This window comes from Streptococcus sp. HMSC071H03, assembly GCF_001813035.1.
Classification (GTDB): Bacteria; Bacillota; Bacilli; order Lactobacillales; family Streptococcaceae; genus Streptococcus; species Streptococcus anginosus.
Genome location: NZ_KV811160.1, coordinates 38,761 through 65,409 on the forward strand (window position 1 = coordinate 38,761; position 26,649 = coordinate 65,409).

At 37.6% G+C, this 26,649-nt stretch carries 27 protein-coding genes and 1 pseudogene; all 28 read right to left on the bottom strand.

Annotated features, from left to right (window positions below):
* Window positions 1–4: 4 nt before the first annotated feature.
* The 28 genes and pseudogenes from HMPREF2887_RS04630 to HMPREF2887_RS04755 all read right to left on the bottom strand — a co-directional run bounded on the left by HMPREF2887_RS04630 (window position 5) and on the right by HMPREF2887_RS04755 (window position 26,542).
* On the bottom strand, window positions 5–952 hold the full coding sequence (locus HMPREF2887_RS04630; protein ID WP_021002181.1) for a stealth family protein: 948 nt from the start codon (window positions 950–952) through the stop codon (window positions 5–7).
* Window positions 949–2,049 carry a UDP-galactopyranose mutase gene (gene glf / locus HMPREF2887_RS04635; protein WP_021002182.1) on the bottom strand — a complete coding sequence of 367 codons (1,101 nt, stop codon included), beginning with the start codon at window positions 2,047–2,049 and terminating at the stop codon, window positions 949–951. The genes HMPREF2887_RS04630 and glf overlap by 4 nt, the downstream gene beginning before the upstream one ends.
* 13 nt (window positions 2,050–2,062) lie before the next feature.
* The gene (locus HMPREF2887_RS04640; RefSeq protein WP_003040757.1) at window positions 2,063–3,061 is read right to left on the bottom strand and encodes an acyltransferase; all 999 of its coding nucleotides are present in this window, start codon (window positions 3,059–3,061) and stop codon (window positions 2,063–2,065) included.
* Between the two features lie 2 nt (window positions 3,062–3,063).
* Window positions 3,064–4,479, bottom strand: a complete 1,416-nt coding sequence (locus tag HMPREF2887_RS04645; RefSeq protein ID WP_021002184.1) for a flippase — start codon at window positions 4,477–4,479, stop codon at window positions 3,064–3,066.
* Between the two features lie 51 nt (window positions 4,480–4,530).
* Complete coding sequence (locus HMPREF2887_RS04650) at window positions 4,531–5,697, bottom strand: hypothetical protein (RefSeq protein ID WP_021002185.1); 1,167 nt, start codon at window positions 5,695–5,697, stop codon at window positions 4,531–4,533.
* Between the two features lie 31 nt (window positions 5,698–5,728).
* The gene (locus HMPREF2887_RS04655) at window positions 5,729–6,718 is read right to left on the bottom strand and encodes a glycosyltransferase family 2 protein (RefSeq protein ID WP_003026598.1); all 990 of its coding nucleotides are present in this window, start codon (window positions 6,716–6,718) and stop codon (window positions 5,729–5,731) included.
* Window positions 6,719–6,737: 19 nt separating this feature from the next.
* On the bottom strand, window positions 6,738–7,712 hold the full coding sequence (locus tag HMPREF2887_RS04660; RefSeq protein ID WP_003026599.1) for a glycosyltransferase: 975 nt from the start codon (window positions 7,710–7,712) through the stop codon (window positions 6,738–6,740).
* Window positions 7,713–7,736: 24 nt separating this feature from the next.
* Window positions 7,737–8,337: pseudogene (locus HMPREF2887_RS04665) on the bottom strand (DUF1919 domain-containing protein).
* A 1-nt stretch (window position 8,338) separates the two neighbouring features.
* The gene (locus HMPREF2887_RS04670) at window positions 8,339–9,487 is read right to left on the bottom strand and encodes a glycosyltransferase family 4 protein (protein WP_003026601.1); all 1,149 of its coding nucleotides are present in this window, start codon (window positions 9,485–9,487) and stop codon (window positions 8,339–8,341) included.
* A gap of 2 nt (window positions 9,488–9,489) precedes the next feature.
* On the bottom strand, window positions 9,490–10,662 hold the full coding sequence (gene cps2T / locus HMPREF2887_RS04675; RefSeq protein ID WP_021002187.1) for a beta 1-4 rhamnosyltransferase Cps2T: 1,173 nt from the start codon (window positions 10,660–10,662) through the stop codon (window positions 9,490–9,492).
* 30 nt (window positions 10,663–10,692) lie between these two features.
* Window positions 10,693–12,066 carry a sugar transferase gene (locus HMPREF2887_RS04680; protein ID WP_021002188.1) on the bottom strand — a complete coding sequence of 458 codons (1,374 nt, stop codon included), beginning with the start codon at window positions 12,064–12,066 and terminating at the stop codon, window positions 10,693–10,695.
* A gap of 22 nt (window positions 12,067–12,088) precedes the next feature.
* Entirely contained in the window at window positions 12,089–12,784 is a 696-nt protein-coding gene (locus HMPREF2887_RS04685) for a tyrosine-protein kinase (protein WP_021002189.1), read from the bottom strand.
* 12 nt (window positions 12,785–12,796) lie between these two features.
* Window positions 12,797–13,492 carry a CspC family polysaccharide chain length determinant protein gene (locus HMPREF2887_RS04690; protein WP_021002190.1) on the bottom strand — a complete coding sequence of 232 codons (696 nt, stop codon included), beginning with the start codon at window positions 13,490–13,492 and terminating at the stop codon, window positions 12,797–12,799.
* A gap of 8 nt (window positions 13,493–13,500) precedes the next feature.
* Window positions 13,501–14,232: a capsular polysaccharide biosynthesis protein Cps4B gene (cps4B, locus tag HMPREF2887_RS04695; protein ID WP_003026606.1), complete on the bottom strand. Its 732-nt coding sequence runs from the start codon at window positions 14,230–14,232 to the stop codon at window positions 13,501–13,503.
* Between the two features lie 2 nt (window positions 14,233–14,234).
* Window positions 14,235–15,686 carry an LCP family glycopolymer transferase CpsA gene (locus HMPREF2887_RS04700; RefSeq protein WP_003026608.1) on the bottom strand — a complete coding sequence of 484 codons (1,452 nt, stop codon included), beginning with the start codon at window positions 15,684–15,686 and terminating at the stop codon, window positions 14,235–14,237.
* A gap of 184 nt (window positions 15,687–15,870) precedes the next feature.
* The gene (nrdG, locus tag HMPREF2887_RS04705; RefSeq protein WP_003026610.1) at window positions 15,871–16,476 is read right to left on the bottom strand and encodes an anaerobic ribonucleoside-triphosphate reductase activating protein; all 606 of its coding nucleotides are present in this window, start codon (window positions 16,474–16,476) and stop codon (window positions 15,871–15,873) included.
* Between the two features lie 4 nt (window positions 16,477–16,480).
* Complete coding sequence (locus HMPREF2887_RS04710) at window positions 16,481–16,984, bottom strand: GNAT family N-acetyltransferase (protein WP_057489835.1); 504 nt, start codon at window positions 16,982–16,984, stop codon at window positions 16,481–16,483.
* Between the two features lie 9 nt (window positions 16,985–16,993).
* Window positions 16,994–17,491 carry a GNAT family N-acetyltransferase gene (locus HMPREF2887_RS04715; protein ID WP_003026614.1) on the bottom strand — a complete coding sequence of 166 codons (498 nt, stop codon included), beginning with the start codon at window positions 17,489–17,491 and terminating at the stop codon, window positions 16,994–16,996.
* Between the two features lie 59 nt (window positions 17,492–17,550).
* Window positions 17,551–17,691, bottom strand: coding sequence for a hypothetical protein (locus HMPREF2887_RS10110; protein WP_021002192.1), 141 nt, complete (start codon window positions 17,689–17,691; stop codon window positions 17,551–17,553).
* Window positions 17,692–17,699: 8 nt separating this feature from the next.
* Window positions 17,700–19,910 carry an anaerobic ribonucleoside-triphosphate reductase gene (gene nrdD / locus HMPREF2887_RS04720; RefSeq protein WP_003026617.1) on the bottom strand — a complete coding sequence of 737 codons (2,211 nt, stop codon included), beginning with the start codon at window positions 19,908–19,910 and terminating at the stop codon, window positions 17,700–17,702.
* Window positions 19,911–20,016: 106 nt separating this feature from the next.
* The gene (locus HMPREF2887_RS04725; RefSeq protein ID WP_057489836.1) at window positions 20,017–21,558 is read right to left on the bottom strand and encodes a hypothetical protein; all 1,542 of its coding nucleotides are present in this window, start codon (window positions 21,556–21,558) and stop codon (window positions 20,017–20,019) included.
* A gap of 54 nt (window positions 21,559–21,612) precedes the next feature.
* Window positions 21,613–21,747, bottom strand: coding sequence for a hypothetical protein (locus tag HMPREF2887_RS10485; RefSeq protein ID WP_021002194.1), 135 nt, complete (start codon window positions 21,745–21,747; stop codon window positions 21,613–21,615).
* 62 nt (window positions 21,748–21,809) lie between these two features.
* A complete protein-coding gene (gene cls / locus HMPREF2887_RS04730; protein WP_003026621.1) occupies window positions 21,810–23,342 on the bottom strand; it encodes a cardiolipin synthase in 1,533 nt (510 codons plus the stop codon).
* Between the two features lie 259 nt (window positions 23,343–23,601).
* Entirely contained in the window at window positions 23,602–24,039 is a 438-nt protein-coding gene (locus HMPREF2887_RS04735) for an SP_0198 family lipoprotein (protein WP_057489837.1), read from the bottom strand.
* Between the two features lie 48 nt (window positions 24,040–24,087).
* Window positions 24,088–25,329 (bottom strand): bifunctional folylpolyglutamate synthase/dihydrofolate synthase, encoded by a 1,242-nt coding sequence (locus HMPREF2887_RS04740; protein WP_021002196.1) that lies wholly within the window; start codon window positions 25,327–25,329, stop codon window positions 24,088–24,090.
* Window positions 25,330–25,528: 199 nt separating this feature from the next.
* A complete protein-coding gene (locus HMPREF2887_RS04745) occupies window positions 25,529–25,840 on the bottom strand; it encodes a DUF1292 domain-containing protein (RefSeq protein WP_003027765.1) in 312 nt (103 codons plus the stop codon).
* A gap of 16 nt (window positions 25,841–25,856) precedes the next feature.
* Window positions 25,857–26,276: a Holliday junction resolvase RuvX gene (ruvX, locus tag HMPREF2887_RS04750; protein ID WP_003026628.1), complete on the bottom strand. Its 420-nt coding sequence runs from the start codon at window positions 26,274–26,276 to the stop codon at window positions 25,857–25,859.
* Window positions 26,276–26,542, bottom strand: coding sequence for an IreB family regulatory phosphoprotein (locus HMPREF2887_RS04755; protein ID WP_009569646.1), 267 nt, complete (start codon window positions 26,540–26,542; stop codon window positions 26,276–26,278). Before HMPREF2887_RS04755 ends, ruvX begins: the two co-directional genes overlap by 1 nt.
* Window positions 26,543–26,649 lie beyond the last annotated feature (107 nt).

Here is a 26,649-nt window from a genome sequence, read left to right on the forward strand (position 1 = left end):
ATATTTACTTAAAACGAATGATATTCTCCTCTTTAGAGTCAACATCATCATTTACACAAAGCAGTTTTTTATGTTTATCTTTAAAGATACTCTCTAATCGATCCACTTGATTCAGGTCTATCGACTCTCCAAAATTCTTTGACATAGGATAAAACTGATTACTTTCAATCTGCCAATGCTGACAGATGTATTGATTAACATCTACTCCATAGTCTCTAATTTTATTTCGTGACGTTCTATCTAATGTTTCACCCTCAATGTCCCATAAATGTGCCAAGGTACTCTTTTTCATAGGTGCAGCTAAATGGTTATTCACATAGCCTGTTGGCCCCCATGGCAAAAGTAGCAAGTTTTTCAAAACTAAATACCCATAACGATGATTGAAAAATTTCCAAGGCGAGGACTTTAGTGCCTTCTTATTAGGAAAATGGCGATAAATCAATTCAACATTATTGTGATAAGTATTCGTAAATGGTGACCAAGGAACTAAAGCATCATATACAGCTAAAAGCTTAGGTTGCCCATTCTTATAAAAATCCGAAGGTTGACTATCTCTAATCAAGTACACATCATCATTGAAATACAAATAATTCTCCGACAAGCCCTCAATCCGATGGAGGTTGAGTTCAATAGCCGCTGAATTATAGGTAGGTAGATACTCTTTAGGGATAAACTCCTTATGAGTGACCAACTTGAGTTTTGGATGCTCCAAGTTCAACCATTCCGGTTTTTGGCCATTGGTGACTAAGTAAACACGATTTACCCAAGGAGCATGATTTTCAATCATTCGAAACCAGTAATTAAAAATCCCGTAATCACGATAACGCTGCTCTCCGTCGATTTCTTGGTCCAAATCTGCCACTTGACCAGTCACAGCTTGTTTCTCACGGATAAACTCCGGATCACTCCCGTCAACCCAGAGAACCACGATATCAATCTTATCTTCTGTCATTTAGTAAATTCTTTCTCTACGACTTCCAAAGCACGCTCAATGACCACGTGCATGTCGTAGTATTTATAGTCTGCTAGACGTCCACAGAAAATGACCTTGTCATTTTTCTCAGCTTCTTCTTGGTACTTGGCAAACATAGCATTGTTCTTTTCATCATTGATTGGGTAGTATGGCTCATCTCCACGTTTCCAATCAGCTGGGTATTCGCGGGTGATGACCGTCTTCGGTTGGGTTCCATACTCGAAGTGCTTATGCTCAATGATACGAGTGTAAGGGATCTCACGCTCTGTATAGTTGACTACAGCATTTCCTTGATAGTTTTCCTCATCCAAAACTTCATGTTCAAAACGCAGGCTACGATACTCAAGCTCTCCGTGTTTATAATTAAAATACTGGTCAATCATACCCGTAAACACAACCTTTGCTGCTGAGCTTTCCAGTTCTTCTCGGTTGGCAAAGAAGTCAACGCCTAATTCAACTTCTACGTCGCCAAGCATATTTCCAATAATGACATTGTAGCCACCGATTGGAATCCCTTGGTAACGGTCGTTAAAGTAGTTATTATCGAAGGTCAAGCGAACTGGAAGACGTTTAATGATAAATGGTGGAAGGTCTGTTGCAGAACGTCCCCATTGTTTTTCCGTGTATCCTTTGATCAATTTTTCATAGATATCTGGACCAATCAACTTGATTGCTTGTTCTTCCAAGTTTTTAGGTTCAACATCTTTCATATCAGCCGTTTGCTCAGCAATCTTGTCTTTAACTTCTTGCGGAGTCTTAGTGCCCCACATAGCATAGAAGGTATTCATGTTAAATGGAAGATTATAAAGACTGCCCTTATAGTTAGCAATAGGGGAATTGATATAGTTGTTAAATTCAGCAAATTGGTTGACATAATCCCAAACCTTTTTGTTTGAGGTATGGAAAATGTGGGCACCGTACTTGTGAACATTGATTCCTTCAACATTTTCACAGTAAATATTTCCGCCAATGTGATCACGCTTGTCAATCACTTTTACTTTTTTGCCACGTTTTGTAGCTTCGTGTGCGAAGATTGCTCCAGACAAACCAGCACCAACGATAAGATAATCGTACATTATAAACTCCTTTTTATAATTTAACTATTCGATTGATATAAGGGATTTTCATTAATGTCATACTTATTAGAAAACTAATCATTAATGTGAAAACAGGGAAAAATAAGTATGCACCCACTATGTTAAACCCTATCAACTTTTGCCATATTTGCATAACATAGGTATGTATAATAAATACTCCCATCGTTTGGACTGATAACAAGTAGATCATTCTATGTTTAGAAGCATCAATGGTTAGCGTCAATAAGGTAAGAAATAGTCCTAAACTAATTACTTTTACCAAAAGAATGTCATAAAAATATTCAGCAAAAAGATTATGATAAATATTTTTTGCTATGAAAAATAATATTATCGGTGAAATCAATAACAAAAGTATGCTAACTATTTTCATCCATCCCTTAAAGATTGATTTTAAATTATCTATATTGAATTGTGCTACAAAACCACCTAAAATGTAGTAAAAGAACCAAGTCCATAATCTAAACGTTTGTATAACATAAATTTGCACTGGCATTTGAAGCAAAAAATTTATCAATTCAAAAAACAAACCAATAATTGTTAATACAGATAGAAAGTACAAATAACTTCTTTTTGAATGTAAATACTTCTTCAATATCGGCAAACATAAATAAATTAGTATCAATGAGCCAAAAAACCAAAATTGGAAGAAATAACCCTCTTGTATCAAAGAAGCCAAAATTTTTTTAATTGGATTAATTGTGAAGTCTCTTTTAAGTAACCAGATGATAACAGTCCATGACGACACTGTTATTAGAACCCATTTTATTTTATGTTGTATATAGGGATATGTTATCTTGCTTTTGCCCAATAATAAATAACCATTCACCATAAAAAACAAGGGAATTGAATAAGTACCTAAATAATATAAATAAGATGAGTAATTCCATTGCCCTGTTTCCTTAAACCCTGGCATCGTAGTGTGAAGCAAAACAACTCCGATACAAGCAATTATTTTAATCAAATCTAAGTTTATATTACGTATTTTCTTCATTTCTAATTTTTCCCTATTATTTGTTTTAATTCTTTCACATCTACTACTTTCAGAGCTAGAATAGCAAACAGGTAAATGAGGCCGCCAAGCACTGCATACACAAGAACATTTAAAGTAGGTGAAAAATGCAAGAATGGTTTTGCACATAGCAACAAGCCATACATCATAGCAGATGCGCATACAATTTTTGCCATAGACCCAAGAATCGGTACTTCCTTAAGATAAGGAAGGGTATAGTACAATTGAATGAACCATACCAGTGACTCCGTTAGAACTGATACAATAGCCGCGCCGATAAAACCAAAATGAGGCAAGAAGAGCAAATTCAACCCCACACTGACAATAGCAGGAATGGTGGTGGATAGCATAAATTCTTTGTTTTTATCATGCGGGATGAGAATTTGAATCCCCATGATATTGGTCCATCCGATAAAGAACATTCTAAAAATCATGATGGCAATGGCATAACGCGCATCCTGGAAATCCTTCCCTAGGAAGAATTGAACAAAGTCATCATTGACAATCAGCATGCCAGCAATAATCGGGAAAATGACCAAATTATAAATCAAAAAAGACATCTGGTGCATCTTGTTGACAGCCTTGTGATCTCCTGAGGACAAGAGGCTTGATACCCGAGGCAACATGACACTTCCCAGAGACGTCACCAAGGTCAACAAAATATTGACGAGTTTTAAAGCCTGGTCGTAAATCCCGACATCCTTTGTAGAGGCGAGAGCCCCCAGCATGGTCCGGTCAAGAGTAACATAGAGGGAAATGGCAATCTGCGGTAAAAAGAGCAGAATGACCGGTTTTAAATGCACCCGTGCATAGGCCATATCGAAATAGGCTTTCCCAATAAATTCGCGGGCAGGTAACCACATGCTCAGCTGACCTAACAGCTCAAAGATGGTTAGTAAGAATACATAGAGATAAAGATTATTGGCAGATTTAACGAACAAGAAGATGGAGATGACTCCGACTAGCTTAACCGTAATATTTCGCACCGTAATCTTGCGGAAGTCCTCTAAGCCCTGAAAAAGCCAGGAGATATCGAGCCCTTTTGAAACCAAACTGAGTCCCAAAATATAGGCTACAGGATTTTGCATGGATGGAAGCATCAAGCAAAACAAAGCATAAAGGAGGAGAGATACAAATGTTGCGACTAACTGGAGGGTATAGATCCCCCAAAAATTTTTTCGGATGTCTTTCCGTTGTCCTGAAATTTCCTTAGTACCGTAATTGGCCACTCCTAAAGTCGCTAAAAGGATAAAGTAGGTAACAATGGAGTTGAAATAGCCGTAAGTTCCTAAATCTTCAGAGCTAAATACCCGAGTGACATACGGGGTGGTGATAATCGGTAAAATAATCACCAGCAGCTGGTAGGAGAGATTGTAGGCGTAATTTTTTAAAACTTTCATAAGTACAATAACTTGTTTTAGCCTTCCTTTGAATTTGACGAATACTCTTCTTTATTCAATTTTTGTATCCTCATTCACAATAAATAGGCGACTGATAAATAAGATTAATGGAGAATAACGAAGAACTAACATCTGAGGATCAAACATACCATGGATAATCATAATTCCTAAGCAAGCCAGTACGATATCTTTTTGAATAGACACAAAATAACGCATCACTTTTGTCAATGCAAACAACATAAATGCACTGACAATCAAGCCATCAATAACCAATAATTGAACAAAAGAGCTATCAATAAAATTGTAATTACTAGTGAAATTTCCAAACATATCAAGAGTTGTAAAGGAAATTGGTTGCCCTAACCAAGATACCCCAAAATTTTGAAAACCATTGACACTGAGACGCAAGCGATTATGCGTAAATTGATCGACTAAGTGAAATAAATTCCCAGATGAATAAAAACAAAAATACAAGACAATCACTAAAGCTAAAATAAAACCGTACTGCACAAGTGTCTTTGTCCAGAAGTTTCCAATGATAAACTCTTTTTTAAAGATTTTAATACTCAACAAAGCATAGGTTAGTATCAAAATGCTTAAGTAAAATGGACTAGATGTCGAAGTCTGTTGATACATATAAATGGTAGACATCAACAGAGCTAACAACTCAAGGTAGGAAATCTTCTTCCCTCTAAACATAAGATAACTACATAATGCAAAGAACATACGTTGAGAAGCAAAGGAAACATAGTTAAATCCAAGACTATAACGATAACCACCATCTGCACTCATCAACATATTTGAAATAATTCCCATCTTACTAGCCAAAATAGTGACAATGAGAACTGAGAATGTCGCTAAGGAGAAGGTACCTAATAATTTCTTGAACTCTATATCCCTAGCTGAAAATACTAACAGTAAGACGTTTATATCAGGAAGACCATCACGATTTTTTGACACAATTAACATTGTTAGGGTAAATAATAAGAAAACTAATAATTCCTTCAAGTGAAATCTGAAATAATTAATTGTGTTAGGAAGGTTGATGAGTTCTTTTATCGCAATCATTACTAACGTAAAATAAAGTAATATACGATAAAGTGCCAAGAAACCGTCTAGTCTAACGAAATAAGTTGTAGTTACCAGAGATGCAAATAATACCCAAACAAAGAGTGTAAATAAATAGATTTTCTCTGAAATAAAGCGACTGCTATTCACAAGTACTTTCCATACCTTTCAATTATTCTTATTAATGCTGTAATATCATCTGCATTTTCTTGAGGTAAATCAAAATAATATAAATTCGACATTTTAACAGCATTTTTATGAGGGGATTTAATAGTGAAGAATCATTCCTAATAAAATCTGCCATATCTTTGCTTTTACAAATTTCTTTAACGAGCTTAACTTTTTTTGTAACTGGTAATTTTTGCTTAGAAATATTGTGAATATTGCTCATCAATATTCTTGCCTTTACAGTATTATCAAGATTTGAACTATCTATATGCCAATCCTTTAATAAGTTATCAACCAACTTCAACTCTTGAAGCTGATACTGAAGACGCTTAGGGTTATAGCCCGACATAGCAGAACCCTTCCTGCCGATGACATAAACATAGTAGGACTCTTGAGAAAGATAAACCCTGTTCACATTACGATAAACATTCAGATTGAAGCGCACATCTTCACCCAACTCATACTTCTCAAAAGAAATATTATTTTCAAGAAGAAACTCTCTACGATAAATTTTATTCCACACAGTATAAAGCATATCTGATAAAAATAAATCTGTAAATATCGTGATAAAATCATTTTTATCGTATAATCCACTATGAGGAAGACACTTTTTCGTACGATACTTCTCAGTTAACTCTTGCTCAAAAGAATTGTAATAACTAAATACCACTAAATCTAAGTCTGATACCAACTTATCAGCAAAGTCCGAAAAGAGATTTCCTACAAGATAATCATCGCTATCAGCGAAGTAGATGAACTCTCCCTTAGCTTTGGATAAGCCAAAATTACGGGCAGAACCAACACCGTGGTTTTCAATATGATAGACTGAAATATTATCATATTGGCTAGCATAAGTTTCACAGATATGACCACTACGATCTGTAGAACCATTATCTATCACTATAATCTCCAAGTCATCATAATTCTGAGAAATAACACTTTTTAAACAACGATCAATGTATTTCTCAACGTTATAGACTGGAATAATAACAGAGTATTTCAAATTAAACTCCCATATCATATCAGAAAATGTTTTGAATACTGAAGGCTAGTTTTAATACTTTAAGTCTAAACAGTATATATTTTAACTTATTTGGTTGGTCTTTCATTTGAGAAAGAGAAACACTATTCTTAAGTAATTCTTGTTTCACTTCATTAGTAATGTCTATATATTTTTTATCTAATTTAGATTTATATAAACTTGCCAAGATATGAGTCAAGCCATTCACATAATATAGCTGTGAAATTTGTAATTCTTCTTGATTTAATTGTGAACAAACAAAATCAGAATAAAAAACTTCTTTGTAGAACCCAAACATATCTCTAAACTTCTGCTCATTCCAAGACTGTGTGATGGAATCAGGATTATCAATTAAATAGTGATAATACTTTTGATTGGTAGCAAAGACATTCTTAGCTGAGAGGAAGAGCTTGTAATTCGTTCCCAAGTCTTCATAATATTTTCCTTTCGGAAAAGAAATATTATTATCAACAAATAAAGACTTTTTATATATTTTGTCGTTGGCAAAACCTGTGATATAACTATGCTTGAGCATTTGGACAAAAGCGTCTTTACCTTCAAAGACTTGAGTCACTACTGAATCCGAAACTATAACATCTTCTTCACCTTTGACAAACTCACGATTAAAAGAAATAATGTCAAATTCTCGAGATTCCAGCACCTCTGCTAATTCTTTAAAAGTTTGTGGTTCCAGCCAGTCATCAGAATCAGGGAAATAAACATAGTCACCCTTAGCATGTGAAATACCAGTATTGCGAGCTTCAGAAAGCCCTCCATTTTCTTTATGAATAACTGAGATAAAGTCATACGCCTTAACATAATCATCACAGATTTGAGAAGAACTATCAGTACTTCCATCATCTACAAGTAAAATATCATAATTATGCCACTCTTGGACAAGAACGCTTTCTACACAACGTTTTAAATACTTTTCAACATTATAAACTGGAATGACAACAGTTAAAAGTGGTTTCATGGATTCTTCACCTAAATTTTTATTTTATGTTAAATCTTCCCCACCCTTATTCAACCAAGTAACAGCATTAAAATATCGGTGGTAAGTCTTCAAATCGATACCAACATGCCCTTGCTTCTCGGCTGATTTAAAATGAATCAAGGAAGGTAAATCACTATAATTCTTCGAACTCTTTCATCAATTCATAAGTACAAATATCATTATCATTGAACTTAAAATACAAATTATCTCAATAAATTCTTTCCAAACGGCGTTGCCATTTTTGAGTTGCTTCTTCCTCATCTGCATAATGCAGGAAATGAAGTTCAATATCATCAAGTAGTGCTAAAGGATAGGCATTATCAAAGTCTTTGATATATTTTGATTCTTTAACAAATTTCAAGGGGATGTTCCCGCTCAAATAATGTTTTAAATTCTTGAGCATCTTGATGTAATCAGGAGAAAAGACAAACATCCCTACAAATGGAGTTGGGTAAGGCAAGCCCAATTCTTGATAAACCTTTCCAGCCCAACAATTATCACAAATAATCGTAAAATTTTTATTCTTTAGTCTTCGTCTAGGAATAAAGTTAATAATTGGATAAATAATTGGTTTTAATTTATTCTTAATTTTTTCAGTATTCATCTTAGTATTTCCTATACAACTCCGAAAAATTCCGAATATAACTTTGTAAGGAGAAGAGTTCTTTTTGGCGTTGGACAGAGGCCTTACCAAATTGCTCTCTCTTCTCGGTATTGTCAGCCAATTCTTGAATAGCTTTAGACAATTCTGCAGGCTGATTCGGTGTAGCAAGAAGACCATTTTCCCCTTCCTTGACCATCTCACAGACACCTCCATGACGATATCCCACTACAGGTTTGCCACAAGCCATAGATTCGAGGACGACTGTTGGTAATGGATCTGGATTGGTACTTGGCAAGACAAAGATATCAAACATATTATAGAGTTCTGTCGTCTTGCTATAATAGTCAATTCGCTTGATTTGTCTAGCTACTGGTGAGTCTGAAATGGTTTTTTCCAGCTCATCCACACGCCACTCTTCACCCTCAAATGCACTACCTGCCAAAAAGGCAACTGCTTTTGGATTAGCCTTCAAGATTGGAGTCACAGCTTCTAAAAAGTCGCCTTGACCTTTCCAGGCATTAACTCGTCCGATCATACCGATGACAAGCGCATCTTGTACGATACCAAACTGATCACGGACGGCGGTGGCATCCATTTCGTGATAGACGGCATTGTCAACACCATTATAGATGACTTGAACTTGGTCATTTTTTACAAAGCGAGACTGCTTGACGTGGTTGGCTACAGCATTTGAAACCGTCACAATCGTATCAGCATAACGTCCCATCAAAAAGTTGATAAAATCTGAAATTGCTTTTGGTTTGACAATAATTTCATGAACATGCCAAATCAAAGGAAGGTTCAACTTACGTTTGAGATAAATTCCCTCAAGTACTGCAGTAGTATTGTTGTGAATGAGAGTAATTCCATTTTCCTTAGCATATTCAGCGATTTGCTTTGAATAACGGTTATATGAGCCAAAATACTCAAGAATCCCCTTAGGATTAAAATATTTACGGCGCAAGATTGGATAATCGATAACTTTAACTTTAGCACCAACATTCTCCAGAGCACCCACCAAGACACCAGCATTGGGTAAAATAACGTGCGTTTCAAATTCGTCTTTATTCAAACCTTTAATAAGCTCCAACAAAACCTTGTCGGCGCCATACATTTCGGCACCAGCATGGAGATATAAAATTTTCTGCATTTCTATCCTTTAAATACTTTTTCGTAGTCTGTAACAATCTTTTCCCATGTGAAAGCTGAGAGAATTCTTCGGCTTGACTTGAAATCCAAGTCAGTTATTGCTGCCTGATCAAATCCCTCTACTTCCTCAATGACGCGTGCCAACTCGTCTTTTTTCCAATAAATAGCCCCGTCTTCACCAACCTCACGGTTAAAGCCAACATCTAGCAACAAATTCAGTTTTGTAGATGCTAGAGCTTCCAGTAGAGAAGGATTGGTCCCTCCAACCTCATGCCCATGGAAATAGGCAAAAGCATTTTCACGAATGTACTTGAGCAATTCTTGGTCATAGACAGTCCCAACAAATTTGACTCTCGGATCTTTGTCGAAGCCTGTATCCTTGAGCAACTGATCGTAAAACTTATTTTGTTCCACATTTGTAATGAGAACAAAGTCTTTTTTAGAATTAGACTTCATAAATTCACGAATCATGGTCTCATAGTTGTTTTCGGGAACGAATCGTCCCACAACTAGATAATATCCGTTTTCAGCAACACCCTTTTCCTGATACCAACTACGAACTTTTTCGTCCTCAGGTTTTAAAACAGACTTACTTGTATCTGTCCCGTAGGCGATGTAAGTCGTCTTGGGCCGATACTGTTTATAGTCTTCTCGGATATATTTTTCGATATTTTTACTATCGCAAACCAATAAGTCCGCATGCTTGACCATGAGTTGCTCTGAGTATTTCCAATACTTACGGACGGGGAAACTCCATTTTGATCGGAGCCACTCATGTCCATCAGGATTGACAAATAAACTGCCTCCGATAGCTTTAATTTTTTTCTTGAGCCCAGCGATAAAAGGCCCAATACGACAAGCTAAAATATAGAAAATAGGAGCCTCATCCCTATTTGCTTTAGCGATTTCAATCGCTCTATTTACAGCAGCAATATCATAGGCAATGGCTCTAGCTGGCCCAATATTAGGCACGTCAATATTGAAACAAATTGCCCCGTTATGCTTAAACTGGTCATCTGTGATTCCAGACTTAGCTGAATTTTCACGCATACAGGCTACATAGTACTGTATACTACTATCTTGCTGATATTCTGTTAATTTCTCAACAAAGGTTTCAAAGCCACCATACTTGGCAGGGATTCCTTTTGAGCCTATGATATAAACTGACTTCTTCATCTTTCTCCTATCAAGGAAGCGAAGTCTCACCTACTTCGCTCCATCTTTCATTAATACAACTTTGACAGTCTTTAGTAAAATTTTAATATCTGACCAGATAGTCCAATCATCAATATAGGACACATCTAGCTTTACAACATCATCAAAATTCGTGATTTCACTGCGGCCGCTGACTTGCCAGAGGCCTGTGATGCCTGGTTTGAAACTCAAACGTTTTTTCTGTTCAGGTGTGTATTTTTCATACTCATCCACAGTTGGCGGACGCGTACCAACTAAGCTCATATCACCTTTAAGAACATTCCAAAATTGTGGAAGCTCATCTAGACTGGTTTTCCGAATGAATTTTCCAATAGGTGTAATCCGTGGGTCATCATCCATTTTGAACATCCCACCACTCATGGTATTATGTGCCATCAGCTCTTTTTTGCGCTCCTCGGCATCTACGTACATAGAGCGAAATTTGTAAAATTTAAAAATCCGACCGTTTTTTCCAACACGTTCTTGAACAAAAATTGCTGGTCCGCCATCTTTACGAATCATTGGAACTAGGAAAAGCGCTGCAATTCCACATATAAGAAGTCCAAAGAGAGAACCAATGACATCCAAAACTCTTTTAGCAATGATGTGACTATAATTGTAGAAATTTGTTGAAAAAGTGACCACGCTAAAGCCAGCAATTTCTTGAAGCTTCTTCTCACCAATTTGAAAATCCAAGGCGTTAATATTCACATTAACGGTGATTCCCATATTCTCAAACTGAACAACCAAATCTTCAATAGAATAGTCATCACTCGGCAAGCTAATAAAAACTTCATCTACAACAGAGCGAGTTGCAAATTCGATGAGACATTCTTTTGGTATCGTTTGGATTGTCGGATGTTGGTAACGCGAGTTATCAAATACCGAAATAGCTACTATACATTCATTAAATGTGTGCGCTTCGGTCAATTGCTTTAAAATTCTGTCTAGACGATTGGAAACCGTAAGGATGAGTACTTTTTTACTGCTTTTTAATCTTGGATGTACTCGTGCATAATATTGCTTGATTAATAGATTAATGCAATAAACACCCAAAGCATTCAACAAGATAAAAAAGATGAGATTGCTACGGGATAATGAAAAGTTGCCTCCCAACATAAAAGAAGAAAATGTGATAATGACTGCATAAAAAGCACTGTATTTCAGTGTCTCGGTAAATTCAATTAAATAGCCACGTTGAAAAAAATGATAGTTATAATTGCTAATATAAAAAGCAACAATATGTAGCAACATTAACATCACAATATCTTTATTAGTTAGACTAAAGTTTGAAATTAAATTTATGATCATAATCACAACAAAAACTGTAATTAGTTGAATAAAAGCAATTCCTGTTTTTTGCAACTCATTTCTATTTTCAAACATCCCTACTCCTAAATGCTAATCTCTACTTTTTCTTTCCGTAATTTCCGTAATTGCCATAATTTCCGTAGGAGCCATATTTTTCTAACTGTATATCATATTTATTTAGAATAACTCCCAAAAATGGCGTTCCGGTTTGTTCTAATTGTTCTTTTGCCTTTTGCAATGTTTTCCGTTTTACATTTCCTGACTCAACGATTAAAACGCTAGCATCACATTTTTGAGTAATGATAGCCGCATCAATGACCAGTCCAATCGGTGGTGTATCAACAACGATATAATCATAATGGTTTCTGAGAATATCAATCATGATACCAAAGTTTTTACTTTGCAATAAAGCTGTTGGATTGGGTGAGACTTGTCCAGCTTCAATCACAAATAGATTGTCAATATTTGTTTCGCATAAACCGTTTGACAAATCTGTCGCACCAGCTAGATAATCTGTCAGACCTGTGATTTTATCACGCGTTTTAAAAATCCCTGACATGACAGAGTTACGAATATCTGCGTCAATTAGTAAAGTATTATATCCTGAACGTGCAAAAGCAATGGCTAGATTTGTAGAAGTCGTTGACTTCCCTTCTCCGGACTGTACAGAAGTGACAGCAATGACCTTAATATTATCCCCACTAAGCTGAATATTAGTTCTTAAGGCATTGTAGTATTCTTCTGTTTTCTTTATCGTTTTTTCTTTATTTTTAGCTAATTCTAAACTCGGCATTATTTTCCCCTCTTATAGTTTATTCATATTTGGCACAACTCCAAGAAGAGTAATTCCCAGCGCTTCTTCCACATCTTCTGGCTTTTTCACTCGGTCATCTAACACTTCAACGACAAGAATCACAACTGAGATTAAAACCCCTCCTGCAAGAAAACCAATCAAGGTATTGCGTCTAATATTTGGTGAAGAAGGGGAATTTGGTACTTCTGCTTCTTCTAACGTTGTTACATCGGATACTTTGGTAACAGCAATAATTTTTTCAGCTGCAATTTGACGCAAACTATTAGCAATACGCGCAGCTTCTTTGGCATCCCCATCTGAAACAGCAATAGACACAATACGCGTATCCGTTGGGACAGTGACATTGATTTTTTTAGCTAATGCGCTTGGTTGTACATTTAACTTCAAGTCATCAATCACTTTTGCTAACACATCTTGAGATAAAATAATTTCTTTGTAGTCTTTTACCAAGTATGTCCCAGCTTGAAGGTCTTGATTGGTAAGAGTGGAATTTTCATTGGCTTGTCGATTTACAACGTAAATACGAGTTGCACTAGTATAATTCGGCTTTATAATAAAGGTACTATAGCCTAAAGCAACAATAGCCATTGCAAAAGCAGTCACAATGATGAGAAATTTTCGTCTCCAGAGGGTCTTAACTAATGATAGAACATCAATTTCCACCGTCTGATTATCTTGATTTTTCATTTCTTCTCCTAAATTAATTCGTCTTTTAATAATATTTCTTGATTTTCGCGAAATAGTGCATTAGCATATGCTTTGCCGTACTTTTTAGAGATGATTTGGTAGGCTTCCTGCATATAAGGAGGACGTGGACCTAAATTGTGCATATCACTCGCCACAAAGTGCACTAAATCCTGCTCCATAAAGAATTGTGCCCGCTTCTTCATGAATTTATACTTTTCACCAAATAACTTTGGCTTGAGGACGCTAGAGCTGTTGATTTGCATATAACAACCCATGTTAATCAAATCCTGCACTTTTTTCGTTTCATTCTCCAAGCAATGATAACGCTCAATATGAGCTACAACTGGTGTAATTCCTAAACGGAGCACATTGTTTAAAGCGCTGTGGATTTCCCTATATGGTGTCGTCATACTAAATTCAATTAAAGCATAACTCGTTCCGCCTAAAGTTGGGATGATTTTCTTATCGAGTTTTTCTAAAATATCGCTGGTATAATAAATTTCAGCCCCATACAAAATAGTGAGATCATCTGCTACTTCTTTAGCGATTTGCTGAACTTCATGAAAGTTTGCTGCGATTTTTTCTTCAGGTGTTTCAAACATCCCTTTTCTACGATGAGACGTTGAAACAATCGTTCGAACTCCTTGACGATAACTCTCTGTCAAAAGCTCTCGTGTGTCCTGACGTGTCTTGGGACCGTCATCCACATCAAACACAATATGCGAATGAATATCGATCAATCTTATTTCCCTTCCATCACTTTCTGAATTGCCGCTTTGGCTGCATTCAAGCTATCTTGATTTAACTCCATCATGTAAAGATTGGCATCCGGCATGGCATAAGACGGAAGGTCCGTCCGACCTTCTCCTGTAACTGCCTGAGAAGTCACGGTATAACTACCACCAGATTCCAGTTGCGTGTTGATTAGACTCATCATGGTTTCAAGACTCATATTGGTTTGAACTGAATCTTGTAGTCCTGAAATAATAGCATTGTAATTCTTCAAAGCACTTGTTGAAGTCAATTTTTTAATAATAGCCGCAATGACCTTTTCTTGGTTTTTACCACGGTCATTATCGCCACCACTCAATGAATAGCGTTCTCGCACAAAGCCTAGAGCCTGCTCAGAATTTAGATGAACATCTCCTACACCAAAATGATAATTACCGTGTAAGCTTGTAAACTCTTGATCATTATAAACGTCAATACCACCTAGCAAATCCACGAGTTTAAGGAAAGAAGTGAAATTGAGACGAACATAATAATTCGTTTTGATGCCGTAGAGATTTTCCAACGTGTGAATGGACGCCTCCACGCCATAAATACCAGCATGCGTTAATTTATCATTTTGATTGTTACCACCATCAGCAATCGGCACATAGGCATCACGCGGTGTTGTTGTCAACAACACTTTCTTCGTCTTGCGATTCACCGTCATGATAATATTCACATCAGAGCGAGAAACAGACGAAACGGGGCCATAAGTATCAATACCACTGACATAGATGTTAAAGACATCGTTATTAGTAGCTGGTGACTGAGCGTTTCCAATCTTTTTACTAATCTTGTAAGTATAGATTTTCTTAATTTTTGAAGCGTAGTCTGGATATTCGTTTTCGATAACACTTTCAAAGACGCTATTTAGCACCATAGCCTTCGCTTCACCGCTCATCAAAGACTTATAGGCTGCCAGATAAGAAGATGACTGGTCAACCGTCAGGTTCACTTTTTTAGTTTGCGCTAGGTTATTTGTCAATGCCTTGATATTATTTGCATCATTTGCCGTTGGTGCTAGAACATTTTTCACTTGGCTAATATCTTTAATGTCGCTATTTGCCGGTACCACCACACTCATTTCATATTCAGAATAGTTGGATGTTGCATTTAGACCATTAGACAAATCCAGTACTTCTTTAATGGCATACATCGCACCTGAACTAACTAAAATAGCCAAAATGAGAATAATAGTCGTTGTGACACGCCCTTTATTTTTAAAAATTAAAAAGCCAGTCACTAGTGCTACGGCTACTAGCAAGATTGATAGTAAAACATTCAAGTACCGAAATGCTAGAATGTTATACCGAAACATTGAAAAAATCAACAATGCTGCTAACAATACAAAGATGACTAGCAAAGCAACATTTAAGATCCGATTGCTTTTCTTCTTAGAAGAGCGCGATCTTTTTTGGACCATTTGAAACTCCTATGCAAAAATATTCATTTTATTATCCCTATTATAGCATAAAATAACTAAATGTTAAACGTTCTTTAAAAATTCTTAAAACTTTCATCTATAAATACGTTTTCAATGCAATCTTTCGCCATTACATTTTAAACAACAAAAAAGCAGGAACATTCAGTCCTGCCTTGGTTCAAATTTATTCTGTTTTATCTCGATTAACTTGTTCAAAACTTTCTGTGCCATCATTCAGTCTATCCCAAATGATCACTTTCCCAGCTTTGAGAGACTTTTGCACATCAATGATTCGTTGGTTAGAAGAACCGCGAAATTGCAACATGAGATTTTTCTTGGCTTTGTCAAACCGTCCATCGACCAGGATGTCAATAAGACTCAGCAGTTCCAGCTTATCGGGTGTTTCCAACATCATTTCTTCCCATGTGTAGCCCGTCCAAGACCAAATATCTTTATTTGGCAATTCCTTACGAATCCGCTTAACCAAGGGAATGAGAATACCTGTATTGAGAAAAGGCTCTCCGCCAAGCAAAGTCAACCCTTGAACATAGGGCTCTGCTAGATCTTTCATAATTTGCTCTTCCAGCTCATGCGTATAAGGAATCCCTGCATTGAAAGACCAAGTTGCTACATTGTAACAGCCCTCACAATGAAACATGCAGCCGCTGACATAGAGGGAATTACGCACTCCTTCGCCATCTACAAAATTAAAAGCTTTGTAATCAATAATGCGCCCCTTGCTTAACTCTTCACTTTTCCACTCACCTGGTTTCGGTGTATTCCATGTCATTTTTCTACCCCAACTCTATCCAATAACGCTCTTTCCCAGCTCGTACATCTTCCAACACTCCACCATTGGCCAAAATCACTGCTCGACTAGCAGCATTATCCATATCGCAAGTAATCAGAACGGGAGAGAGCGCTAATTTTTTGGCTTCAAGTAAAGCCAAGGCTAATTGTTGTTTACCATACCCTTTCCCCCGCTCACTAGGCCGAATGCCATAGCCAATATGCCCGCCCAACTCTAAGTAAAAATCATTTAGTGTCATACGAAGCCCTAAAAAACCTAATGCACGATCATCTGCAAAGGAAGCAAACAAAATAGCTGGAACACGCCCTTCTTTCAAATTCAGTCCTGCCTCTTGATCACGATTGATTTGCAACCAATCTTCGTAATTTTCTGCACATGCCCAAGTGCTTTCTACACCGCCATTCATGAGAAGCCCCTGCTCTTTGTATTCTGCAATCATTTCAAGTATCGCTTCTTTATCTGCCAATTCTGGTCTTCGTAATTCCATAAATTACTCCTAATTCAAATCTATCCAATAGCGTTCGGTGCCCTGTCGGATGTCTTCTAATATGCCCCCGTTTTTTAAAATAACTGCCCTACTAGCAGAATTGTCCTCCGCACAAGTAACTAGCACTCGGTGGATATTCTTTGAAGCAGCGACAAGAAGCCCTTCTTTCAACATAGCGGTCGCATAGCCCTTCCCCTGCATAGTTGGACGAACGCTATAACCAATATGACCGCCATGTCCGCGTAAATGTTCATTCAGACGCAAGCGTAAATTTAGAAAGCCAACAGCCTGTCCTTTATCAAAGGCAACAAACTGTATAGCCGGCACCCATGTATTAGGAATATTGAGACCCATTTCCGCATCTTGGTTTCCAGCAATCCAATCTTCATAAACGAAATTTTCCTTGTCCCAAAAACCGCCATCGTGTGCAGCATTCGACCTTTCAAATTCTAGTATGAGGTCTATCACCGCCTCTTTATCTTCTAATCCTGGTCGTCTTAATTCCATTTTTCTCACCTTGATAGAAAGAGAGTGAGACTAGCTTCATGCAAACCTCACTCTTTCTCCTATTTTTTCTTTGTTTTTTGTAAGAATTGTTCTCGCAAATTTGCAACAAGATCTTTTTTATTGACTCCGCCTTTGGAATGCTTTTCATGATAGCGTGTCACTTGTGCTTTTCCTTTATCGTCTAATTGATATTTTCCCATGAAAGTTCCTACTTTTCTACATGATGTCCTTCAAATTTAATCGTTGAGCCATTCATATGTTTAACACGAGCTGAAATTTCCTTGTGGCGCCCATTCACCATTGGACGAGCTTGAGGGTTACCAAGATAACCACAAGTCCGCTTGACAACATCAACTGTCTTTGGATCGCTATTGCCACAGTTTGGACAAGTAAATCCGCGCTCTGTTGGTGTGAAATCCCCTTCAAAATCGCACTTGTAGCAATGGTCAATCGGAGTATTGGTTCCCAGATAGCCCACACGATCGTAAGCATAGTCCCAGACTGATTCAAGCGCCTTTGGATTCTGTTGTAGAACAGGATATTCACAGTAGTGGATAAAGCCGCCTGACGCACCCGCCGCTGGATAATCTTTTTCAAAATCTAATTTTTCAAACGGTGTCGGATTTTTACGGACATCATAGTGGAAACTATTCGTATAGTATTCCTTATCTGTAATATCTTTTACCAGACCAAATTTTTCTGTATCCAGACGACAGAAGCGATCGGTCAGACTTTCAGACGGTGTGGAGTAAACTGAGAAGTGATAATCATATTGGTCAGACCACTCTTCGACACGGCGTTTCATTTCACGAACAATGTCTACTGTAAATTTCTTAGCTTCTGGATTGTGTTCCCATTCACCACCATAAAAGACAGTCGCTACTTCATACAGACCGATATAGCCAAGAGAAACCGTTGCTCTGCGATGTTTAAAGAGTTGATCTACCTTGTCATATTTACCAAGACGTTGCCCAAAAGCGCCATATTGATAAAGGATAGGAGCATTAGCTGGCGTCGCTTCTTTTGTACGTTCCACACGATAGACAAGGGCATCTTCAGCAATGTTCATCCGTTCATTGAAGATTTCCCAGAATTTATCCATATTACCTTCAGATTCGAGGGCAATTCTTGGAAGGTTGACAGTTACAACCCCAAGATTCATACGACCAGAATTGACTTCTTGACCATTTTCATCTTTCCAACCTTGTAAGAAAGAACGGCAACCCATTGGAACTTTGAAAGAACCCGTTAATTCCACAATCTTGTCGTAAGACAAGACATCCGGATACATCCGCTTCGTAGCGCATTCCAAGGCCAACTGCTTAATGTCGTAGTTTGGACTACCGGGTTCTAAATTCAATCCACGCTTCAGCGTGAAAATCAATTTAGGGAAGATGGCTGTACGGTGCTCAGAGCCAAGACCTTTGATGCGGATTTGAAGAATAGCTTTTTGAATTTCACGCTCAAAACGATTGGTTCCAAGCCCAAAGCCAAGTGAGGTAAATGGCGTTTGTCCATTTGATGTAAACAAGGTATTGATTTCATACTCCAAAGATTGCATGGCATCATAAATGTCTTTTTTAGTCTTTGTCCAGGCAAACTCTTCTTGCTTTTCAGGAAGCACCCATTCACGCGCATCCTTCAAATGTTTTTCATAATTTTTTTCAGCATAAGGCGCCAAAACTTCATCAATTCGGTCAGCAGAGCAACCACCATATTGGCTAGATGCAACATTGGCAATGATTTGAGAGATTTGCGCAGTCGCAGTTTGAATCGACTTTGGACTTTCGACTTCAGCATTTCCAATCTTAAAGCCATTTGCCAACATGCCCTTAAAATCAATCAAACAGCAATTCGTCATCGGTGTATAAGGACTGTAATCCAAATCGTGATAGTGGATGTCTCCTTTTTGATGTGCATTTGCCACATGTGGTGGCAGCATTTGCAAACCAATCGATTTCCCAACAATTCCCGCCGTCAAATCACGCTGGGTGTTGAAAACATCGCTATCTTTATTGGCGTTTTCATTGACAACTGCTTGGTCTTTGTTAAGCAATTTTCCGATTGTAAAGTTAATATCTGTTGCTTTTGAGCGCGCAAAATCACGTTGTGTGCGGTAAGTAATATAACTTTCTGCAATGGCGTATTCATTGGCATTCAGTAATTCGTGTTCCACGATATTTTGAATTTCATAGATTTTAACGCCCGCAGGAAAACGTGAAATCACTTCTGCTACGATTTTATTGGTAATACCTTCAAGTTTTGCTTCTAACAACGGAGTCATCGTCGTTACTTCTTGGCTAGCCTTGACAAGAGCTTTGTAGATCTTGTCTGCGTCAAACGCCACACGACGACCGTCACGCTTTTCTACATAAATATCAGCAAATCCTTGTACTGTTTCTTCTTTTAATGCAATCATGAGCTCCTCCATTCGTATAAAACATATTATATCACTCCAATAAAAAAATTCAATATCTTGTGGTGAAAAACTTTAAATTTTATTTTAAACACAAGATATTGATTTGTTATTTCAACTTATAGAGCTTGAAATGATTGAGTTTTAGGTCTGTCTGCTGATAATTTTCTTTTAATTGTTTTTTGATATCTTGCAGAAGAGGTACTTGATTGTTGACCAAAATATAAGTTGGTATCGTTTCTTTCAAGCTATTCACTAGGGACATTTGATTTTCATCTGTTCCTTGGTACAAGCTAGGGGTTAAAATCGGTACCGCAGATAGGCGCCCACTCGCTTGGTAGAGAGCTGCCGTTGTGTCCCAAGCATAGATTTTATCAGTATTCTTTGATTTGCTCTTGATATAATTTGCCGCAGAAATACGCTCACTTGTTTCGCCTGTCGATAAAACATACTGATTGACAAACGGAGAACCAATTAAGTAAATCATGGCTAGAAGCGGTAAAAAAGCATTCTTTGTGATATAAGTTCCGAAAGCAGACGAAGATTTTTGAACTCTACTGTGCCTTCCACCTCTATGGAATGACTGTTTCCCAAGCCATATACTGACTAGAACCATAAAAAATGGCAAAATCGGCAACAGTTGATAAGCTCCCCGATCTGGCAAAAAGAAAACAAACACAACAAGAAAGAGAGAGGCTAAAAAACTAAAGAGTTGTAGAAATTGTTCTAAAGAATTCGTTGGCAATGAAAAACTTCTCACCCAAGTCACAACTACGCCAAGCCCAATAATGAGCCCACCATAAAGCAAACCATTGTACAATAAATGCTGTCCTGAAAAATGCAAGCTATCCCAAGGATAAAGAATCTGACTAACGGCGAGCCCAAAACTGCCATTCAAAACCGTATAATAACCTAGCGGATAAAATACAAGCGAGAATCCTACCAAAATGGCAAATAATTGATACAGACCGTGCGCTTTTTTCTTTGCCCAAATATTATAAACTAGCAGAGCAAGGAAAGTCACCAAATAAAATACAAGGCTCGTCACCGGATCAATCATAAACATCAGCGCACCAAGTGCTCCAAAGCCAATAAAACCTCTGTCGCTTGCTTCTCCTGTCACATAACGCATCAGAAAGTACAGCGACCCAAAGACAAATGGGAAAGCAAAAATACTAGAGTATAAGCCGCCCCAGCCTAAAGCGAGCGTCAAACAATAGAATAAAGAAAGGATTTTGATAGAAGTGTTTTTTACAGCTGTTAATTGATATACGATTTTAAACAGATAAATTCCTGCAACAAACAAAGCCAAGCATTGCATTGCCGCAAAGAAAATATTGCCCATGAAGAGACTACCCGCCCAATTAGCTAGATAATAAAGCAGACCACTCGTTCCATAAATATTTCCATAAATAACCTGCCCTTGCGCCATTGCCCAACCTGCATATAAATTTTGAGATTGCAGATTAGTAGCAAGGTTGGTCAAAAATGGATTGGCAACACTTAAAACGCTCAATAATAAGCTCCACAAAAATAAAACGACAAAAGGAGTCGACATTGGCTCTATAAAAACCGATTTTTTTTCGTTCTCTTCGTGAAGCGTCTCTACTACTGTCTCTTTCATCTCTTGTTCAGGCATTGTATCGTACATAAAGATTCTCCTTGATATCAGTCTTATCTAGTATATCAAAATCTTCCCTATCTGTCAGCTTGATTCTGACAGGTTCTGCATCTTTTGCAAAAGTAAAGTGTAGTATTCCAATTCTCGAAAACGATGATAACTTACAGCCGCATACTCTTTCAAAAATTCCTTTTCTTCACTTGTTAAATCGATAACCATTCTGCCTCCTTTTACTAGATTATTCGTAAAAAAGAAAAATTCCTCTTATTGCAAGAAGAATTTTATAGCATCGGTGCAAATAATTCGACAATTTCTTTAATCAAGCGTTGATACCAGGTATTTTTAATGGTATCTTCATGTATTTCTTGTGAGGTTTCAAACAATTCCTCAAAATCTCGCTTCAAGTCAAACATAGAAGGCGTTTTATACATCAAAACAGCATTTTCATAGTGATGAACTAAGCTGCGGTAATCAAAATTGATTGTTCCGACAACACCAAAATCATCATCAGCCACTACATGCTTACTGTGAATAAAGCCCGGTGTATACTCATAAATCCGAACCCCAGCCGCCATTAAATCAGGATAAGCTCCTCGCGTAATAAGCTGAATGATTTTTTTATCCGGAATATAAGGTGTCACAATGCGGACATCTACCCCCCGCATAGCAGCATTTTTGATGTCTTCCGTCAAATCATAATCAATGATTAAATACGGCGTGGCAATATACACATAATCTGTCGCCTGGCTGATTATATTTTGATAGACATTTTTACCCACTTGAGCTTTATACATGGGCTTCGGGCCGCTTCCATACGGAATATAGAGCCCTGACGCATCTACAGCTTTGTTGTCCAAATGATAGCGATCGAAATCACTGATTTTCCCACGGTTGATATACCAGTTCATCAGAAACAGCCGTGTCAAGGCTTTTACAGCGCGCCCGTTCAGACGAATCCCACCGTCTTTCCAGTGACCAAATCGCTCGATGTGATTGATATATTCATCTGCCAGATTGATGCCACCAGTATAGCCAATCTGCCCGTCAACGACGAGAATTTTACGATGATCTCGATTATTATAAGCCACCGTCATCCGCGGAATCACTTTGTTAAACTTATGAGCGTCAATCCCCATAGCCTGCAATCGGCTAGTATAATCTCCCGGAAGAGTTGCCATACAGCCAATGTCATCATAGAGCATTTTCACTTCCACACCTTGGGCTGCCTTTTCACGCAGAATATCCAAAATACTATTCCACATGATACCTTCTTCCACAATGTAATATTCTAAAAAAATAAATTTTTCTGCTTTGCGTAAATCTTCCAGCATTTTCTGGAACATCTCTTCTCCCAAAGGGAAAAATTGCGATTCCGTGCCGTCGTAAACATCCGCATTATGATCCATGCTGAGAAGCGACTTAATAATCCCGTAAGCTGATTTATCTGTCTTTTTCAAGTCTAACCGCAACTCATAGCTATTGTCCTCACGAAATTTCATCTGATCCATATTTTTCAACTGTTTCAGCTCACTTCTGGACAATCGGCGCTCACCAAACATCAAATAAAGCAAGGGACCAATGACTGGAACAAACGCTACCAAGAGCCAAGTTACTTTGCTTTCTGGTGTCATTGAGCGATTGACAATCGCTAAAATCGTTGCCAGACTGAATAAAATCACAAAGACAATCCATAAAGTAGGTGTCCAGCGACCAAGCCAAAAGAAAAACCAAAAAATGAGTGCAAGTTCTAGTACCATGATAATAATACTGAAACCATATTTTGACATCAATAGCTGAAATTTCCTAAGATTCATTTTCTCTCCCTGTTTTTACTTAGTACTAGTATAACGGGGATTTCCTAATAAATCAAGCCAGAATCACTCATTATTCGATATTCAAAGTATTTTTTCATTAGAGCAAAAAAGAGTAAAAGAAAAGTTGTGGTTCGTAACCATCAACTTTTCCTCACTCCCTTATTCTAAGTGCTAACTGACATATTGCCTGTTCCCTTTTCACTCCCGCATGCTTCAACAATCTGGAGAGTGGCTAAAATTTGCTCCAGTCCCAGACAGGCTATTGCTTCGTTAAAACGACTGTATCATTTTCTCCATTTTCTTGCTCAATATCCTCAATCGTTAACCGTTTGCCATCAATCATATAACGCTCAATGTCATCACCAATCGTCATTCGCTGATTTGTCGGATCAATGCTCACCTGTTTTACTTTCTCTTTACCGTTTGGCTCTTTTTCTGTCCACGTACCACTATTTCCTTTGATAACCAAAGTAATCTCATCTTCTTCGTCCATACCTTTATAAGTACCGTCTAATTTTTCTGACGAATTTTCTGCAATAGTTGGCGAATCACTACTCTCACTTGAGACTGTAGTTGATTGGCTGCTTGAGACAGATTGAGAGGACGGTGAAGTTTGGTTAGACTTGGTACACGATGTCAAAATGATAAGTCCTATCAGAAAAAATGCGACGTAGCTGAATTTCTTTAATTGTGCCATTTTTATCCTCCTTTACTTACATTTCTATTATACCATTCACCATTCTAATCAGTCAATTTCTTTCTCCAAAAGAAAAGCACGAACTTCCGCAATAAAATAAAGAGAACCTGTTACAAAAAGGAGCTGATTGTCATTAGCGCTTTTAATAAATTGTTCGATAAAGTCCTGATAAGAGGCAATGTAGAGACCATTTGTAAAGTCCTGTTCATTTGCTGCACCGTCATCCTCAAAAGTCGTTACGAACAACTGCACATGAGGCAATTCCTGCTGAAGATAAGACAGCATCCCCTGATAATTTTTGCGTTTCAAAGCACCGAATAAGAGAAAGATTTCTTTTTGTCCTTGCTGGCGAATAAACTCCACCAAACGTGACAAAGCGGGTAAATTGTGAGCCCCGTCCAAATAAATTCCTCTCTCAAAATATTCCAGTCTCCCTGCCCAATGGGTCTCTTGCAAAGCCTTGCGTATCCATTTTACTTGTGGTTGCCAATTTTGCTGTTTCATGAATAAAAGAAAACTTTGCAAAGCAACAGCTGCATTTTCTTCCTGATAAGTACCTTTGAGACCCAGCTGTAAGCCAACTATCATTTTATCTTGATTAGAAAATTGTCCTTTTGAAAATGAAAAATCCCTACCGTGTTCATACAAAACGACTCCCAACTCATCTGCGCGCAATTCGCAGACCCTTCTAGCTTCTTCAGCCAGCGGCCCGATAACAGCTCGTTCCTTTTTCTTGAAAATTCCTGCTTTCTGCTCCGCAATTGCTACTATGGAGTCTCCTAATGTTTCTTGATGATCCAATCCTACAGACGTTACAACCGCAACATCTCCTATCACTACATTTGTTGCATCTAAAAGTCCACCAATTCCCACCTCAATTAAAGCCACATCTACCTGCTCTTCTTCGAAATACAATAAAGCTATGAGTGTTAAAATTTCAAAATAAGATAATGAATCTTGTGTCCGCAAAAGTTGCCTTTCCATTGCTTGAATACGACGCCCAATTCTAACAAAATCCTTGTCAGAGATTGGTTTATGATTGACACAAATCCGATCATAAATGCTCACCATATGAGGTGACGTAAAGGTTCCCACCTTCTTTTTATGCTCTGCAAATAATTGACTCATAAAAGCAATGCTTGAGCCTTTTCCGTTCGTTCCTGTCACATGAATAATGGGATAATTTTCTTCCGGATGATCCAAAAGACTTATAGCCTGTCTCATTCGCTCTAAACCAGAGCGAAAATTTAAACCAATGCGACTCTCTAGCCACGTTTCAATTTCATTCATATTCTTCTCCCAGCAAAAAGGGAGTGAAACAGAACCAGACTTTGGTTCATGTCACACCCCACAATTTACTTGAATGGCTGGAACTCTTGCTCCACATGGGAATTAACCAACCACTCATTCGTATACCATAAAATAACGATTCACACAGCCTTTTAATCTCTTCATCGTCTGGAATACGAAAAGCTAGTGTACGCAATTTTTATTCTTCCATAAAGCTATTGAAAACTTCTTCAATCATATCCCATTCAGCATCTGAATCTTCTGGGATTGGTTGCAAATCGCCTTCTGTTCCGTCCTCATTTTCAGTAAACGAGTAAGCTTGAATTTCTACCTCGCCATTTTCATCTTCTTCTGCGCTAGCTGGAATTAAGAGAACATAGTTTTTACCAAATTCTTCTTTTCCGTCAATGGTCAAGAGAATTTCAAACAAAGTTTCATTTCCTTGCTCGTCTACTAGCGTAATCAACTCACGCTCTTCGTGTTCATGGTCATGGTTATGATCGTGTGCCATGTTTTCTCCTTTATTATTAAAAATTTCGATCTAAATAATTCTGCAATATGAGCTGCGCTGCGAGCTTATCAATCACTTTTTTTCGCTTCTTTCTACTCACATCCGCTTGCTCAATCAGCATTCTTTCCGCAGCTACCGTTGTTAGACGCTCATCTTGGTATTCAACTGGCAAATGAAATAATTGCTCAATCTTAGCACCATAAGCTTGACTTGCTTCTACACGTGGTCCGCTTGTATTGTTCATATTTTTAGGGAGTCCTACAACGAACTTATTAACCTTATATTCTTTTACAAGCTCACTCAAACGATCAAAACCAAATTCCCCTTTTTCTTCATCAATAGGAATAATTTCAAGTCCTTGAGCTGTAAAACCAAGTGGATCACTAACTGCGACACCAACTGTTTTTGAACCAACATCTAACCCCATAATTCTCATTAGAGATCAATGCCTTGCCCTTTCAAATAATAACGAACTAATTCTTCTACAATCTCATCACGTTCATATTTACGAATTTGATTTCGTGCATTATTGTAGCGAGGTACATACGCAGGATCACCACTAAGCACGTATCCTACGATTTGGTTGATTGGGTTATAGCCCTTTTCATTCAGCGACACATAGACATCTTTCAATGTTTCACTAATCTCTTTTTTGTTTGAATCATCAAGATTAAAACGTACTGTCTCATCTGTAAATCCCACAATTACACCTTCTTTCACTAGAATATCCATATTATAGCACATTTCAATACTTTTCACAAATGAAAGAGGTTGAAAAAGGGAGTGGGACAAAAATCGGTAATTTCGAA